The sequence below is a fragment of the Dorea sp. 210702-DFI.3.125 genome, assembly GCF_020560945.1.
Taxonomy (GTDB): domain Bacteria; phylum Bacillota; class Clostridia; order Lachnospirales; family Lachnospiraceae; genus Dorea; species Dorea formicigenerans.
This window is the reverse complement of sequence record NZ_JAJCNF010000009.1, coordinates 23919-38988: the sequence shown is the minus strand read 5'-3', so window position 1 is coordinate 38988 and position 15070 is coordinate 23919. Positions and strand designations below refer to the sequence as shown.

General features: G+C 37.1%; 14 protein-coding genes and 3 pseudogenes. 1 reads left to right on the top strand and 16 read right to left on the bottom strand.

What is annotated here, in order from left to right; genetic code table 11:
- Positions 1-70 precede the first annotated feature (70 nt).
- From LI164_RS06060 to LI164_RS05995, 14 genes and pseudogenes are all read right to left on the bottom strand, one after another.
- On the bottom strand, positions 71-310 hold the full coding sequence (locus LI164_RS06060; RefSeq protein WP_006858432.1) for a DUF6061 family protein: 240 nt from the start codon (positions 308-310) through the stop codon (positions 71-73).
- A 309-nt stretch (positions 311-619) separates the two neighbouring features.
- Positions 620-1033, bottom strand: a complete 414-nt coding sequence (locus LI164_RS06055; protein ID WP_005330974.1) for an arsenate reductase ArsC — start codon at positions 1031-1033, stop codon at positions 620-622.
- Positions 1026-1226, bottom strand: a pseudogene (locus tag LI164_RS06050) (arsenic resistance protein); the annotation flags it as partial. The gene LI164_RS06055 and the pseudogene LI164_RS06050, both read right to left, overlap by 8 nt.
- 73 nt (positions 1227-1299) lie before the next feature.
- Positions 1300-1599: a metalloregulator ArsR/SmtB family transcription factor gene (locus tag LI164_RS06045; protein WP_005330972.1), complete on the bottom strand. Its 300-nt coding sequence runs from the start codon at positions 1597-1599 to the stop codon at positions 1300-1302.
- A gap of 136 nt (positions 1600-1735) precedes the next feature.
- Positions 1736-2446, bottom strand: coding sequence for a succinate dehydrogenase/fumarate reductase iron-sulfur subunit (locus tag LI164_RS06040; RefSeq protein WP_005330971.1), 711 nt, complete (start codon positions 2444-2446; stop codon positions 1736-1738).
- Positions 2443-3987, bottom strand: a pseudogene (locus LI164_RS06035) (FAD-binding protein). Before LI164_RS06035 ends, LI164_RS06040 begins: the two are co-directional and overlap by 4 nt.
- Positions 3984-4523 (bottom strand): hypothetical protein, encoded by a 540-nt coding sequence (locus tag LI164_RS06030; RefSeq protein WP_005330969.1) that lies wholly within the window; start codon positions 4521-4523, stop codon positions 3984-3986. The pseudogene LI164_RS06035 and the gene LI164_RS06030 overlap by 4 nt, the downstream one beginning before the upstream one ends.
- A 10-nt stretch (positions 4524-4533) precedes the next feature.
- Entirely contained in the window at positions 4534-5052 is a 519-nt protein-coding gene (locus tag LI164_RS06025; RefSeq protein WP_005330968.1) for a hypothetical protein, read from the bottom strand.
- Between the two features lie 16 nt (positions 5053-5068).
- A complete protein-coding gene (locus LI164_RS06020) occupies positions 5069-7192 on the bottom strand; it encodes a heavy metal translocating P-type ATPase (protein WP_005330967.1) in 2124 nt (707 codons plus the stop codon).
- 59 nt (positions 7193-7251) lie between these two features.
- Positions 7252-7611, bottom strand: a complete 360-nt coding sequence (locus tag LI164_RS06015) for a helix-turn-helix transcriptional regulator (protein WP_005330964.1) — start codon at positions 7609-7611, stop codon at positions 7252-7254.
- A 131-nt stretch (positions 7612-7742) separates the two neighbouring features.
- Positions 7743-8180 carry a PBECR4 domain-containing protein gene (locus LI164_RS06010; protein WP_005330960.1) on the bottom strand — a complete coding sequence of 146 codons (438 nt, stop codon included), beginning with the start codon at positions 8178-8180 and terminating at the stop codon, positions 7743-7745.
- Positions 8181-8704: 524 nt separating this feature from the next.
- Entirely contained in the window at positions 8705-9958 is a 1254-nt protein-coding gene (locus tag LI164_RS06005) for an RNA-binding domain-containing protein (RefSeq protein ID WP_040015279.1), read from the bottom strand.
- A 441-nt stretch (positions 9959-10399) separates the two neighbouring features.
- Positions 10400-11146 (bottom strand): hypothetical protein, encoded by a 747-nt coding sequence (locus LI164_RS06000; protein WP_005330956.1) that lies wholly within the window; start codon positions 11144-11146, stop codon positions 10400-10402.
- Positions 11131-12090 (bottom strand): hypothetical protein, encoded by a 960-nt coding sequence (locus tag LI164_RS05995; protein WP_005330954.1) that lies wholly within the window; start codon positions 12088-12090, stop codon positions 11131-11133. The genes LI164_RS06000 and LI164_RS05995 overlap by 16 nt, the downstream gene beginning before the upstream one ends.
- Before the next feature lie 489 nt (positions 12091-12579).
- On the opposite strand from LI164_RS05995, the gene LI164_RS05990 reads away from it, so the two are divergent.
- Positions 12580-13233, top strand: a complete 654-nt coding sequence (locus LI164_RS05990; protein WP_005330952.1) for a Tfp pilus assembly protein FimT/FimU — start codon at positions 12580-12582, stop codon at positions 13231-13233.
- Positions 13234-13551: 318 nt separating this feature from the next.
- On the opposite strand, the gene LI164_RS05985 is transcribed toward LI164_RS05990, so the two are convergent.
- The gene (locus LI164_RS05985; protein WP_040015278.1) at positions 13552-14409 is read right to left on the bottom strand and encodes a hypothetical protein; all 858 of its coding nucleotides are present in this window, start codon (positions 14407-14409) and stop codon (positions 13552-13554) included.
- Between the two features lie 357 nt (positions 14410-14766).
- Positions 14767-15057: pseudogene (locus LI164_RS05980) on the bottom strand (ATP-binding protein); the annotation flags it as partial.
- Positions 15058-15070: the final 13 nt, after the last annotated feature.

Here is a 15070-nt window from a genome sequence, read left to right as displayed (position 1 = left end):
TGTAATTATTGCATTTCGCACATTCTTTAAAGAGGGATAGCACTCTTAATGAACACTATCCCTCTTTCACTTAATAAAGTTCTAATGAATCTTCTGCATCCACCCACATCTGTAAATTGCCCTCAAGATATAATCTTGCATATTCCAAAGGCTCATCCACAGCTAATGAAGTAAGTGCACATTCTGATCCATATGTGGTTTTTAAATCTTTTTCAGCTTCCCAGCAGTCAATGCGAAGCATATATCCAGCACTTGTGTAAACATCAATACTATCGTGATTTATGTTGTATTCTGCATAAATTGTTCTCATCGTATCTTATCTCCATTTTCTTTTGATAATCAGTTATAGAGTTAAATATCGAAAACATTTCAATCAGTTCACCATGTCGTTATTGTTATATGTTATACTGTGTTATGAAATTTTCTTTCCCTTAATTTTTCCCATATTAAGGTTCATGAAAGCTAATGGGAGAATGTAACACAAGGGAAAGAGTAAGGGGAAGTACACTTGCTACAAACTTAGTATTTTCAAGGGTTTGCGAAGAATTTGATAATCAAATATAACAGTTATTAAATTTCCTAAAATATGTGAAATATCAACTGGAATTTCTCAACTTCTTTAGTTTTCTTCAAATTCATCCAATCGTTGTTTCAATATAAAAATTTGCATCCTTATCTCATCAATAACCTTCTTAAACTCTTCGTCACTCTTTCCGGTTGGATCTTCAAGTCCCCAATTATCATCAAACGGTCTTTCGATAAACGGACATCCCACATTACACCCCATTGAAATTGCAATATCCGGTACTGGTATCTCATCAATCAGCTTACTATATTGTCCTTCTGCTTCCATATCAATTCCATACAATTCTTTCATAATCCGGACTGCATCCTGATTAATCTGTAGTTTCGTTTCTGTCCCTGCCGAATAACTTTCAAATACATCCGAAGCCAGATGTTTTCCCAAAGCTTCTGCAATCTGGCTTCTGCATGAATTATGAACGCATATAAAAGCAACTTTTTTCTTATTCATACTTGAACTTCTCCTTTAATTTGTTTGCAATCTTCACAAGAGTATGCATTACCGGGACTTCTGTTAATACACCTACTGTAGTTGCCAGTGCCGCTGGACTTGATGTACCAAATAAAGCTACAGCGACTGCAACAGCTAACTCAAAGAAATTCGATGCACCAATCATTCCAGCCGGGGCTGCAATATCATACGGATACAGTCAGGTAACGCTGGAAAAAACTAATTCCTGAATTTGATTCTTTTTCATGATATCTGCTCTCCTTAAATTATTTACAACAATCCCCGTCACCGCATCCAAGGCAAGTAAGGGATTCTATAAAGTGTTTGTAATTCATCAATGTCTCACAATTCAAAGAATAGTGATGCCATTTTCCTTCCTTACGATCATTCACAAGGCCGCATCCTACCAGTATCTTCATATGATGGGATAAAGTTGGCTGGGTAATTTCAAATCTTTCCAAAAGTTTACACCCGCACTTTTCTCCATCCGACAGCATCTGTACAATTTCCAGCCGGTTCGCATCGCCCAAAGCCTTGCATATCAAAGCCACATCCATTGCATTCATATTGACACCTCACATTGATCATTGTCTATGTTCAATATAATATATACATAGATATTTGTCAATGTATGTATTTTAAAAAAAGAGAATCAAGTTTTTGATTCTCTTCATACATTCATTATAGCTTTTATCATCCATTTTATTTGCCCCAAACAGCCGCTGCATTCGACCTTACAAGCAGTTCTTCCACAGGCAGACCAATCGGACAAATATCATGACAAGATAACGACTTCCCGCATCCCTCAAAATATTTCTTCTTATATTCAGCAGAAATCTCATTCAAATGAGTGCTTTCCTGTTCTTCATTCAGAATCCGAAATGCGTTGACTGCAGCAACAGCGCCTGCGAAAGTCCCATTTGCAGAGAAGTTAGGACACACTTCAAGGCAGCAGCCACACATTAGACAGCGTGCCGACTGGTATCTCGGTTCATGTGTCCACGGATTCATATAAGCTTCACTTTCAAGCCAAAGGTTCAGTTTTTTCAAATTTTCAAACAGAATTGACCGGTCAACGATCAAATCTCTTACAAGCGGAAATTTGCTTAAAGGTTCCAAGGTGATTGTAGAACCTTTTAACGTATGTAGAAATGTAGAGCATGCCAGCCTCGGACGTTCGTTAATCAGCATGGCGCAAGCCCCACATTTTCGCACCATACAGCTACATTCCCAGCTGATGGGAGTAACTATATTCCCTGAATTATCTTTCAAAGGAGTTCTACTGTTCAATTCCTTTAGAACAGTGGCAACAGAGCTGTTTTTGCTTCCGTCAAACTCAAATTCCTGCCAATAACTATCTGATTTCTGACTCTCCTGCCGCCTGATTTTTATTTTATATACCAAGTGAATCACCGCCTTTCTGGAACAGGTACAAAGGAAATCTGTATCTGCTTTCCATCAAATCTGGCTACCGTTGTTTTAAGGTAATCATTGTCATTGCTCTTCGGATAATCCTCCCGCCAGTGTGCACCACGGCTTTCTTTTCTTGCAAGAGCACTCTTTAGAACTGCCATGCCAAGCAATGGAAGATTTCCTGTCAGCGCTTGTACCGTTTGAATCCCATTTAACAACGTATTCTCATTTCTGACAACGCCCATAGTCTCCTGCATCACTTTGTTTAATTGCTTTATTTCTGAAATTTGAGACGCTGGTGGAAAATCTATCTGTGTCGCACAAGATAGATCTACTACATCTGCCTGTTCGCATGCTGATTTTGCCGCAACACGTCCTCCGTATAACGCTCCTAACAGAGAATTTCCACCAAGACGGTTGGCACCATGATATTGGGCACAGCATTCTCCGGCAGCGTAAAGATTCTGAATCGGCGTTCTGTGCTGCTCATCCACCAGAATACCTCCCATAAAATAGTGAATTCCCGGTAAAACAGACACCGGTTCCTTTCGTATATCTTTATGCAGATAGGTCATACAATCGTCTGCCAGACCAGATAGCTTATTTGAAATAATCTCCTCCGATATTTCCGTCATGTCAAGAAATACCTCTGATTCATGGCTGACCTTCCATATCTCTCTGGCGGTAATATCTCGTGGCATCAGATTTCCAAGCTCCGGGTATTTTTCCTCCATGAAATACCATTGTTTTCCATCTTTCATGGCAAACAACCTGCCACCTTCCCCTCTGGCCGCCTCGCTGATGAGCATGCGTTTTCCACCACATTTCACAGTTGTCGGATGATACTGGATCATCTCGCCATTTGCCAGAGGAACACCAAGCCGGAACAATTCTGCGGTGACTTCTCCTGTATTGCTCAGCGAACCCGTTGTATTTCCAAACAATCCGTGCATACCACCGGTGGCAACAATAACCGCATCCCCCGGTAATTCCACAGTCTCCTGACTGTATTCATCCCTGATTACGCAGCCACAACAAATATTGCCACACAGACGAAGTGTTAGGAAAGAATGATGGCTGAACCGTTCTACCATACCAGATGCTTCTTTCCTGCGAACAGCGTCTATCATAGCTGTCATGATCTGCTTCCCGGTATCGCTCTGTGCAAAAGCAGTCCGTTTCTTTTTCTGCCCGCCAAAATTTCGCAGATCCACATCATCATAGCCACTCATGTTAAATTTAACTCCAAGTTTTAGCAGCCAGTGCACCAGCTCCGGTGCTGCCTGTGTCATTCCCCAAACTGCATTTGGATCTGCCAGACCACATGCTGCCTTTATTGTATCTGTAAAATGTTCTTCGGGACTGTCGTTTTCATCTTTTGTATTCAAAGCTGCGTTGATACCGCCCTCCGCCATAACAGACTGTGCCCGCTCTGACGGAAGGGAGGAAACCAGTTTTACATTGCATCCATTTTCCGCTGCCTACAAAGCCGCTGAAAGTCCTGCCAGTCCAGCACCTATAATAATAATCGTCTTACTCATAGATATTGCCACCCAATATAATAGAAAATAACTGCGCCCGCTATAAACAGAAGGAGCACCGAAAGAATCAAATAAATATCACCCCTTCGTTCTTTATAACTAATGATTCCCAGCGATACGAGCAATGGGCGGATATTGATAAAAATATGAACAAAGATTGTCGCCACGAACAAAAGCTGAGTTACCATCTTTACCGTTGTAAAAGGGAACAAAATATATGTCCCATTCTGCACCTTTCCAAACAAGCCAATATGGAAGAACAGCAGGATCAGTATTGCCAGCCCACTGGCTCGTCTCGCCCAGAATATGGCGTTCTGTTTCAGATACATTTTTCCGGATTGCTTCGCTGTCTGTAAACTCTGAACTGTCAGGCTGACACCAATCACCGTATGCACAACAAGAATACCAACACCAATCCATGCAAGAAGTTTCCCTGCACTACTTCCAACTCCGTTCAGCATAAAGCTTCCCATGATTCCATGAATCATAAAAATGAGAAGCATTAAAACAGACAAAATCGTATTCCATTTTCTCATAAATTCCCGCTCACCTCATTTCTTCGCTGTCCATGATCATATAGTCCATCTGTGATAACGTTGTAACGTCAATAAAATCATCCGATGCCAGGAATACATCATACTTTCCATTTACCACTCTTGATAGCATCATTGTGTTACTGTACTCTTTCAGATCTACGGAAAAACCGGCCTGTTTCAATCTGTCACAGAGTTTCTTAGCATAACTGACAAGCGGATAATCCGTCTCAGATACATATAACCGAAAACTAATGTCCGTTTTCATGAGATCCGTTTCATTTGTTTCCGAATCGTCCAGTGCCAATTCTTTTAATTTATTCCGGGTGTTCTCGTTGTCGAGACCATCTGACATCATATTAATACCGAGAACATAAGAGCCTTCCAACTGTGCGGAGGCTTGAGCCGCCTTTTTTGACTTCGGTGTTGCTCCTGTGACTGCATCAATCATAGAAGGCGGTGAATGTAAAATGACACCAAAACCTACAAGAAAAACAATCGTAACAACTAACAGAATCAGTTTTCGTTTCACATTTCCACCTCATTTCCTATTTTTTCAAAATTCTCATTGCATTCAAAACAGCAATTATGGTAACGCCTACATCACCAAATACAGCTTCCCACATTCCCGCAATACCAAGAGCGCCAAGAATCAGGAACACACTCTTAATCCCAAGAGCAATCACTATATTCTGCATGACAATCTGTTTTGTCGCTTTTGCTACTTCAATCGCGTCCACCAGCTTAGACGGTTCATCTGTCATCAGAACTACATCTGCTGCTTCAATGGCCGCATCCGAACCAAGCCCACCCATTGCAATACCAACATCTGCACGGGCAAGGACAGGAGCGTCATTGATACCATCACCAACAAAAGCCAATTTGCTTCCCGGTCTCTTTTTACTATCTAAAAGCTCAACCTTTTCCACTTTTTGGTCAGGAAGCAGCTGTGCATAATATTTATCCAACTGCAATTCTTCTGCAACAGACTTCCCAATTTTTTCATCATCACCGGTAAGCATGACTGTTTTTTCCACGCCGATATGTTTCAGGTCAGAAATTGCTTTTTTACTGTCCGGCTTCACTTCATCTGTTATCAAAATACATCCTGCATATTGACCATCTACAGCCAAATAAACTTTTGTACCTGCTTTTTCACAGGTTGTGTACTCTATACATTCTGTATCCATAAGTTTCGTATTGCCAGCAAAAACTTTCTTTTCCCCTGCCATTACACTGATTCCATATCCTGAAATTTCCTTATAATCAGAAATCACTGACTGATCAATTTCTTTTTCATAAGCAGCAAGAATGGATTTTGCAATAGGATGGTTAGAAAAACTCTCTGCCTCTGCCGCATACTCCAGAACCTGTTCTTTTGAAAATCCATTTGCAGGCAAAATATCCGTCACATTGAAAACACCTTTTGTAAGTGTTCCGGTTTTATCGAACACAATAACGCTGACATTATTAAGTGCCTCTAAATAATTGCTTCCTTTTACAAGAACACCTCGTTTAGATGCTGCACCAATGCCGCCGAAGAAAGTCAGCGGGATTGAAATAACCAATGCACATGGACAAGATACCACAAGGAAAACAAATCCTCTGCGAATCCACTCTGTCCAGCCTCCGCCAAGAATGATCGGTGGCAGAATTGCCAGAAAAGCTGCTAAGATTACAACCACAGGTGTATAATAACGTGCAAATGTAGTAATAAAATTTTCTGTTGGTGCTTTTCGGCTTGACGCATTTTCCACAAGATCAATAATCTTTGAAGCCGTAGATTCACCAAACGCTTTTGTTGTCTTAATCATTAAGACACCCGTCTGATTCATACAACCGGAAAGTGCTTCGTCTCCTTTATGAACACTTCTCGGAACTGATTCTCCTGTTAAGGCCCTTGTATCCAGCATAGAATCTCCATCCAATACCACACCGTCTAATGGAATTTTTTCACCAGGCTTTACAATAATAATCTCACCAATGGAGACATTTTCTGGAGATATGGTAATCAATTCCCCATTTCTTCTTACTGTAGCAGAATCTGGACGTATATCCATTAAGTCTGATATAGATTTTCTGGAACGCTTAACAGCCAATGACTGAAAAAATTCACCTACCTGATAGAATAGCATAACAGCAACTGCTTCTGGATATTCACCAATGACAAAAGCCCCAATCGTAGAAACACTCATCAAAAAATGTTCATCAAATACACGCCCCTTTGAAATGTTCCTCACAGCCTGCCATACAACATCTCCACCAAGAATAACATAAGAAACAATGAGAAAAGCTAACTCGATAGGCAGTGGCACTTTCGCAAAAACAGTCAATGCCATACCAATGGCATAGATTGCTGCACCAGTCGCTAAACGAACTGTCAACTTCTTATCCTCATTGTTATAGGATTCATTGGCCTCCTGCTTTTTTTCCGGTATATAAGATTCCTGTACAATTTCAGAAACTTCCACATCTGGCTCATGACTATGAACAATCGTTTCAATCTGACTGGCTATCATATCTGCGGCTGTCTGAGTAACATTGATTGTAAGCGTCTGCTTCATCAGATTTACCACTGAGGATTGCACTCCATCCAACTCTCCAATTTCTTTTTCAATTTTTGCGGAACAATTTGGACAGTCCAACCCTTTTAATAGAAATATGCGTTTCATGATAATCTCCTTATAATTTGTTTAATTGTTCAATTACTCAACTATAATGTTAAAAAATATTATTTCTGCCAAAGATGCTCAAATCCCTTGTCAATAATCTCTTTCACATGATCATCTGCCAGTGAGTAGTAAACTATCTGTGCTTCTTTACGGAATTTTACTAGATTCGCAAGGCGTAATGCCTTTAACTGATGCGAAATTGCAGATTTTGTTACCCCCAGTAGCACTGCAAGATCACATACACACATCTCACTCTGTTCTAGAGCGTGTAAGATTTGTACTCTAGTTCCATCTCCAAATAGCTTAAACAAAGAAGCCAACTGGATATAATCATCTTTTGGCTGCATCTTGGATTTCACATCATTCACAATATCCTCATGAATTACATCGCAATTACAAATATAAGACGTTTTTGGCATATATTCACCTCCAAATAATAATAGTTGAACAATTACTCAACTATTATTATACTTATTTTTAAATTCATGTCAATAAGCTGATGTTAGTTCCCCATAAATTTTACAATTAAAACCAGCTCTTTATTCTTTTCTTAATCTTTTTTCCCAGTATACCGTTTTGGCTTTCTTGTCACACTTCCTGTAAATTCCAAATTTGTAACGCTGAGTTTATATGTAATTGTCATGGTTTCCATATTTTTTAGAACACATACCATTTCATTCGTTAATTCCGGCAAGCGTTTTAAACACGGAAGTTTCCTTTTGGCATTTGCATATACATGTCTTGCGTCAAAATAGAACTGATTATTTGTAAGAATAGATTTTTTTGCATTCTTATAAAAATCCTTGGTCGAAAGTCTTGTCTCCACTCCTGTTAAATGTAGAAAGTGATCTATTGGAAAAGAAACTTCAAAATATTCATCTCCACAAACATACAGAAATGTTTTACCTGCCAAATTTTGGAAATATACGATTTCCGCCTCTGTAATACCTTGTCGTATTGCGTTTTTCTTATCTAACTTTGTTGCCACTTATACCTCACATGCAAAAAAGAGTGTGGCATTAAACCACACTCTTCTGAGAATTACTTTTGTAAAAGAGTTTTCTGCTGGTTGTCAGCCTCGGTACCCAGTTAAGATACCCATAACGACGTGAAAATCATTAAGTCCCCCACGTGGACTACAGCTTTATCCAAGCTACCAGGCTCGATGCCCAGTTAAGACATCTAATGAGATGGAAGTTTACCCTGCTCCATCTGCAGCCCAACTTTTAACGATGCTCTTACATCGAGAACATTTCTGTTCTTGATTTTATTATACTCAATCATAAAAAAAATCAACACAGATTAGCAAATTTTATTATATTATTCCGATCCGGTCTTCCAAAGGTATAAATAAGGTGTAAATTATTGGTTAATTCCCAAGAAATCCAATAAAATCAAGGCTTTCACGGCATCCATTAAACATTGCCATGACATATAAATAAAATTTTTATCATATGATTTTCTCCTTGTGTTATTGAAAGATTGTGTAATTTGAACCCTCTATGTTCTCAATCACTTAATGATATATTTTGTTCCTCTGCCTTTTCCTTCAACTGCAATCACACCCTTTTTCTCCATAGCTTTCAGTAATTGTGTTGTTTTTGATTTGCCAAATGGGACATATGGTGCAATTTCACTTATTGGTTTCAGCATCGTCTTACTTAAAAATTTGTAAATCACTTTTTCGTCTTCGGTTAAATTGACATTCGTTTCAAATATCGGTAGTACAATTTTTATAGCATTTTCTGACACTTCAAATTCTGGTTTTATCAAACTCTCTGCATACAGTTGTTTGATTCGTGTAATTCCTGTTCCAAATATCTCTACTAATCCCAGTCTGTAAAATACATTTGCAAGATTTCTATTTCTTAAAATAGATAGCTTACCTGATAAATATTCTTCTGCCGTTATTCCAGCCGGCAATCCACCAGGAGACACTACTTCTATTCTATCATCAAACATAGAAACTCTGGTGTGTGAATTAATATCCCATACCCTATGAATCAAAGCATTTGCAATTGCTTCTCTGAAAGCTGCTTCCGGTATTTTCTCTACCATCTTTCTGTCAGCCCCCTGTATTACTTCATATTGGTAATAATCTCTAAATACAGCAAGTGCTTTTTCATATATTTCTAAAACCGATATATGTTCAAACGTTACTCTTTTTTGAATAATACTGATATTCTCACCGAACTTAACAATATCAATTCCTGAAAAATAATTTTTATCTGCCAAAAGTCCCGCTGCATTATTATAACCATTTATATTGTCATACAGGTTCAATGTCTTTAAAGTATCTTGATTGAAAGTTTCAATGTAAATATTTTCTTTCAGTTTACACTGTAAAATTTTAAAAGATAGCTCCTGATCTTTACAAGGTAATTCTTCGAAGCTAATATTTTTTCCATCTAATACAAGCCTTGAAAATTCCAATGTATCTACCTCTATCGTTGCTGTATCATTTCGTTTGTATGCTTTTGATTTATATAAATACGGTTTTTGAAGACCACTTTTTACAGTAAGTTTTATCGTCTGGTCATTATTCTGTATTTCAAGTGTATAGTTTGGTTGAGGTGATATACTGTCATTGATTTTATTTTCGATATCCAGACAGGCCTGTTTTACATCTGGCAATCCTTTCACATTTCCATTATCATCAACCCCAAAAAGAATTGTTCCACCATTGTAATTCGAAAAGGCACTAACTGTTTTCAAAAAAGTATTCGTAATTGTTTCCTTGAATTCTAATATTCTTGTTTCACGCATAGTAATCGTTCCCTTTCCAACCATAATGATTATATTATATGCAAAAATGCGCAAAAAATCAATCGTATTTTTTTACGATTGATTTTTTAATTGATTTTGAGTGTAGTATTATTTTTTGACCAACTGAATTATGACAACTTTTTTAATTATTCCGATTCGGTCTTCCAAAGGTATAAATAAGGTGTAAATTATTTGTTTCTATCTAGAAAATCCTACAAAATCAAGTCTTTCTCGCCATACTTTAAATGTTGCCGTGACATATAAAGAGTACTTTTATCATTGTTGCATAACCTCGCATTTCTTAGTTTTTCTTGGTTTTTCGGGCTTTGTAAGCCTTTGTAAATTTTTGCTTTCTGGCATAACCTGGTTTATTTTCGCATAATATCGTCAGCAAAAGGTGTAAAAATGGGTTAAAAATTAACTGTATAACACATCACATTTTTATCCGAATACTTGCTTCAACACTTCTACAACATCCTCATTTTTCAGCCCAAATCTTTTCAATGAATTTTGATCAAATGGTTCCTGCTCCAACAAGTCAATAAAGCTATGTATATCGGCATCTACTGCTATCGGCAATTCTTCTACTTTTTCAAGCATAAGCTCCGAAGCAATACGCAAAACATCTTTCTTATGCTTCTTTATGTCACTGGAATCCACTTTTTCTCCTAAGTCTTTTTGCTTTTTTAAATCAAGATACGCTTTTGCTTTAAAAAGAATGATATATTCTGGTCTTAAAACTGAAAGGCCTTTTCTCACTTCTTTTCCATTGAGAAGTGCCTTATAGTAATCATCATTTAAAAGAATTGCTGACAAACTGGAAACTTCATCATCAATATGAATTGGAGTAATTCCTTTCGCATCTTTTAGTTTAAAATCACTTCTACAAAACAATTCAATCATTTTCGGAAAGTTATCGTCTTCTGGCTTATCAAATCTATAAAATTGAGGGTTGCTACCGTTTGTCGCTTTGTTTCTATATTTTCCATCAACGATAAACTTCCAAAATTTTTCTCCAAACTCCGGAGTTAATGCTTCAACAATCAAAACCATATCCAGATCTCTTGTAGCCCTGAAATTTACTTCATTGCTTTCAAACAGAATATCACAGGCTGCACCACCTATTAAAACATACTGTTCTTCATAATCTGCAAAGTACTTCTGAAATGTATCTAATCCTTTGACCATACATATTCCTCCAACATCTCATTAATAGAAATATCTACCCGTTCCTCTTCTTGCTCTTCTCCTGTAAGTGACAATACTACGCTCAAGGGATCTTGAAATCCTTTTCCTAAAAAATCAATGAAATATCCCAGTTCCAAAACAACACAACCAATTTCTTCCAATTCGCTCACTTGTTTTTCCACTTTCACTCCACTAGCTTTCAGTTCTCTCTTTGTTACTGCATAAGTAGGATAAACATTATCTGACAAAAGAGAATACTCACATAAAGCAGAAATACCTGCTTTCTTTTCTATTTTCATATCTTCTCTCAGAACAAATCTTCGAATCACTGGATTTCTTAACACACGCTCAATCTGCTGCCATAATTGTTTTCGGTCATCCGGAATATTGATAACTCTTGATTTACCTTTCATGCCCAACACATCAATATTTAAATATTCCAGTTCATCAAAACACCGACTTGCAGATTTTGTTGACACTCCTATTCGTTTCGCTGCATCAGATACTTTCACTTCATTCCATCGTTCATAAATAGCCATCAGGAGCATTTTTTGCGTCAAAAAAGAAATCAAATGAACTGGTGCCAATTCTCTTTCATTTCCCTTACTCAGCAAATATCCAATAAATGGGAGAAATACCTGCTTCCCTTCTATTACAAAAGGAATTCCTTCTTCCATCATTTTTTCCTTTATATAAAATGTTGTTCGATCAAGAAATATTGCACAATTTAATCCTGTCATTTTTTCTACACCAGCTCTGTCTCTACGTAACATAACAAGTCCGACATCATCTTTTGGATGAATAGCCATCCATAACGCACCATTCGTCTCTACTGTAAAAATATCATACCTTCCACGATATACTAACGGAAGCTTTTTATATACCTCTTTATTCTCCGTCATTATTACATTTTGCCGTAATATTTTTTCCAAAAATTCTTTCATATCAATCACCTTTTTATAAATGTGACTCTTTTTACATCACATTTATAATTTATCATATGTTATTTGATTTTTCAAGCAACATGTAATTACACAATCTAAAAAAGGACGCAAGATTCATCCCACGTCTTTACTATTCTAACTATACCAATCCGATCTTCCAAAGGTGTAAATAAGGTGTAAATTCTACGTTTCCATCCAAGAAACCCAATAAAATCATGGCTTTCGCCACGTTTCTTAAACACTGCCGTGACAGATAAAAAGTACTCTAATCATAAAATTCTCCTGTTCTGAAATGCCCTGTATTGCCGAGTTTTGCGTTGTTTTATCGGCTTTTCAGGGTATTATATTTTTCTTGTTTAAAACTACACTTTTTGCAAAATACTTCAACTCATACTTACAATTATAATTCTTCTTGTTTTCAGACAAGCTATCCCTTATACTTATTAAATAAAGAAATATAGTTCTTATTTCATAGGGGGACATTACAAAATGAAACATTCTAAAAGTAAAAAAAGTGGTTTTACTTTAGTAGAACTGATTGTTGTATTAACAATTTTAGCAATTCTTGCCGCACTACTAATTCCGGCATTAACAGGCTATATCGAAAAAGCGAAAAAAGATAAAGTCATCGCAGAAACTCGAATGCTGCACGAAGCAGTACAAACTGTAACCTCTGAATTATATGCAGGTTCAACGCAATGGAAAGCCTCTAGTGGAGCGATAACACTTGCCAGTTTTTCTGGAAATCCTGCCCCATACAGTAATGGGCTTGCTGGTGTTAACCTGAAAGATTCCTACAATGAAACGGTAAAATTATCCGAAGTACCAAGTTTGCAGGACGGATCCGGTCATTTCTTAGCTCTCATCAATGGAAACGGAAAGGTCCATAGCATCATTTATACTGCTAGAGGATACTTGGGATTGTACAGTTCCGATACCAAACAATATGAAGCATATAAAATCGGTGAAACAACAGATTATGGCACAGTAAGTGATTCCTCATATTCTAGTTACTATAGTTCGATTTATTATCTTGCTGCAATTGATGAAGGTAACTCAACCGATCCAACTGTTTCCCGTGCATGGTCTTGCGCCGGTATTCGCGCTTGTCTTAGAATCGGTGAATGGTCTTGGAATCGGTGAATTTCAATAAAAGAAGAAGCTCTGCATCTTTTAATAAAACAACGCTCACACGCGGTTTTAAAGATGTAGAGCTTTTATTTTCTAATTAAAATCAATCGAAATCTTCCTGCGTTGCAAGCTCTGCATACTTACAATCATCATTTCTGCTCTCTGCATACATGTCATTGATTAGGCCAATCGACAGCAGTTCTAAGTCTGCCATCGAAAGACCTAACTGTACAACTGACTAAATACAAATAATTTATCAGCCCTACTTCATATTCTGTTATACGAACCAATCCATATCCAGAAGTTTCTTTGATTTCCACTTTCATACCCCTACCTATTGGCATACCATAAAAAATGATCGAATTTTCTTCTCCTGAATGGGATGTGAATATTATACTCGTCTAATAATCCTCCGATGCATTCATTAAACGCTACATAATTATATTCCGATTTCCAAACATCTAATTTATGTTTAGACAGTCCATCAACATAGTTAGGTAGTGACTCTTTTACAATTCCATCAAATATCGAATAATCATCCCTGTGATAAACCTCTACATTGTGATATGTACAATACTTAGAAGCAAAAGAAAACATATTGATTGCCCCTACATTCTTAGCAATAATATTCACAAGTTCAGGATCACCTGCTGCCAATCTAACATCAAAAGCAGGAATATCCAAAATTACTTTTGCCAAATCATATAACGATAATTGACTCTTATACTGTGACAAATGCGTAGAATTTGTCACATCTATTACAGCAATTTTCATTGCGATTGTATTTAAATCGTCATGCTTTGGATACGCATTCAAAACCTCTCTAATTATTAAACCTTCCTTACCATAGTTTGTACTTTCTTCTACTAAACGGTGCTGTTCTTCTATATTTTCTACTGTAATAGGCAAATATATTTTTTTTGACGAGGATTTTTTTTGTTTTACAATTTTTTTATCAAAAACTTTCAAATTATCCATTTTTAATATTTTATTTATACACCAGTATGTAGTTGCTCCTTGAATTGGTTCTATTCCTTTTTCCTCTAAATATAACAAAAGTAATCCTCTCTGTTTTCCCTCTGGAACTATTCCTGTTTCTGCAACTTCAATATGTGGTTTTAAGTTATCTTTTTTTTCATTATTTCCATATACCACATACTCCGTATTATCAATTGTTATTTTTTTCATGTCCGATCGCTTCCTTTCATAATCACACAGCATCTTGACACTTCTGTATACAACCATAAACACGCACAAGCCATTTCTGACTTAGGCTGCATTTGATATTTTTCTAAACCACTTTAAACATTTTCTGGCTCACTGGCTTCTTCTGCCCTTTCTCCAATTTCCTGCGGGCATTTTCCATTTCTTCTATATCTGATATACTATTTATTATATCGTCATTTTCTTCTCATTTCCATAACAAAAACGCTCCAGCTATCGCCAGAGCGCCTCCAAACTAACTATTCTCCTATATTGCTTTAAACATCTTCTGTGACACAGGCTTCTCTCCTTGCGTCCATTCCAATTCTTTTCTGGCATCACAACTGTAAACTGGTACCGATCTGATCTAAAAGACGGCTTTTTACTTTCATCATAGTTGATCTGAAATTCATAGCCGCCGATGATTTTTCCAAATCCACTACCTTTACGTTCCATATATCCCAGCCGATTAAATATATCTGCTAAAACTGGGTTTCTTCTCGTTGATGGAACTGTAAGCGGATCTCTGTCCTGAATAATGGAACCGTCTGGCATGCCTCCCGGCGAATAAATTTCCATACGATCATCGTAAATATCAATATGCACTTCACTACCATTCACAAGATAATCTCTAATCCTTTCATTA

What these genes read in the sequence shown, in the direction of transcription:
- LI164_RS05985 (WP_040015278.1), bottom strand. Translation starts at nt 14,409, where the DNA reads ATGAAAAAAATAACAATTGATAATACGGAGTATGTGGTATATGGAAAT.
- LI164_RS05995 (WP_005330954.1), bottom strand. Translation starts at nt 12,090, where the DNA reads ATGAAAGAATTTTTGGAAAAAATATTACGGCAAAATGTAATAATGACG.
- LI164_RS06005 (WP_040015279.1), bottom strand. Translation starts at nt 9,958, where the DNA reads ATGCGTGAAACAAGAATATTAGAATTCAAGGAAACAATTACGAATACT.
- LI164_RS06055 (WP_005330974.1), bottom strand. Translation starts at nt 1,033, where the DNA reads ATGAATAAGAAAAAAGTTGCTTTTATATGCGTTCATAATTCATGCAGA.
- LI164_RS06000 (WP_005330956.1), bottom strand. Translation starts at nt 11,146, where the DNA reads ATGGTCAAAGGATTAGATACATTTCAGAAGTACTTTGCAGATTATGAA.
- LI164_RS06060 (WP_006858432.1), bottom strand. Translation starts at nt 310, where the DNA reads ATGAGAACAATTTATGCAGAATACAACATAAATCACGATAGTATTGAT.
- LI164_RS06020 (WP_005330967.1), bottom strand. Translation starts at nt 7,192, where the DNA reads ATGAAACGCATATTTCTATTAAAAGGGTTGGACTGTCCAAATTGTTCC.
- LI164_RS05990 (WP_005330952.1), top strand. Translation starts at nt 12,580, where the DNA reads ATGAAACATTCTAAAAGTAAAAAAAGTGGTTTTACTTTAGTAGAACTG.
- LI164_RS06015 (WP_005330964.1), bottom strand. Translation starts at nt 7,611, where the DNA reads ATGCCAAAAACGTCTTATATTTGTAATTGCGATGTAATTCATGAGGAT.
- LI164_RS06045 (WP_005330972.1), bottom strand. Translation starts at nt 1,599, where the DNA reads ATGAATGCAATGGATGTGGCTTTGATATGCAAGGCTTTGGGCGATGCG.
- LI164_RS06030 (WP_005330969.1), bottom strand. Translation starts at nt 4,523, where the DNA reads ATGAGAAAATGGAATACGATTTTGTCTGTTTTAATGCTTCTCATTTTT.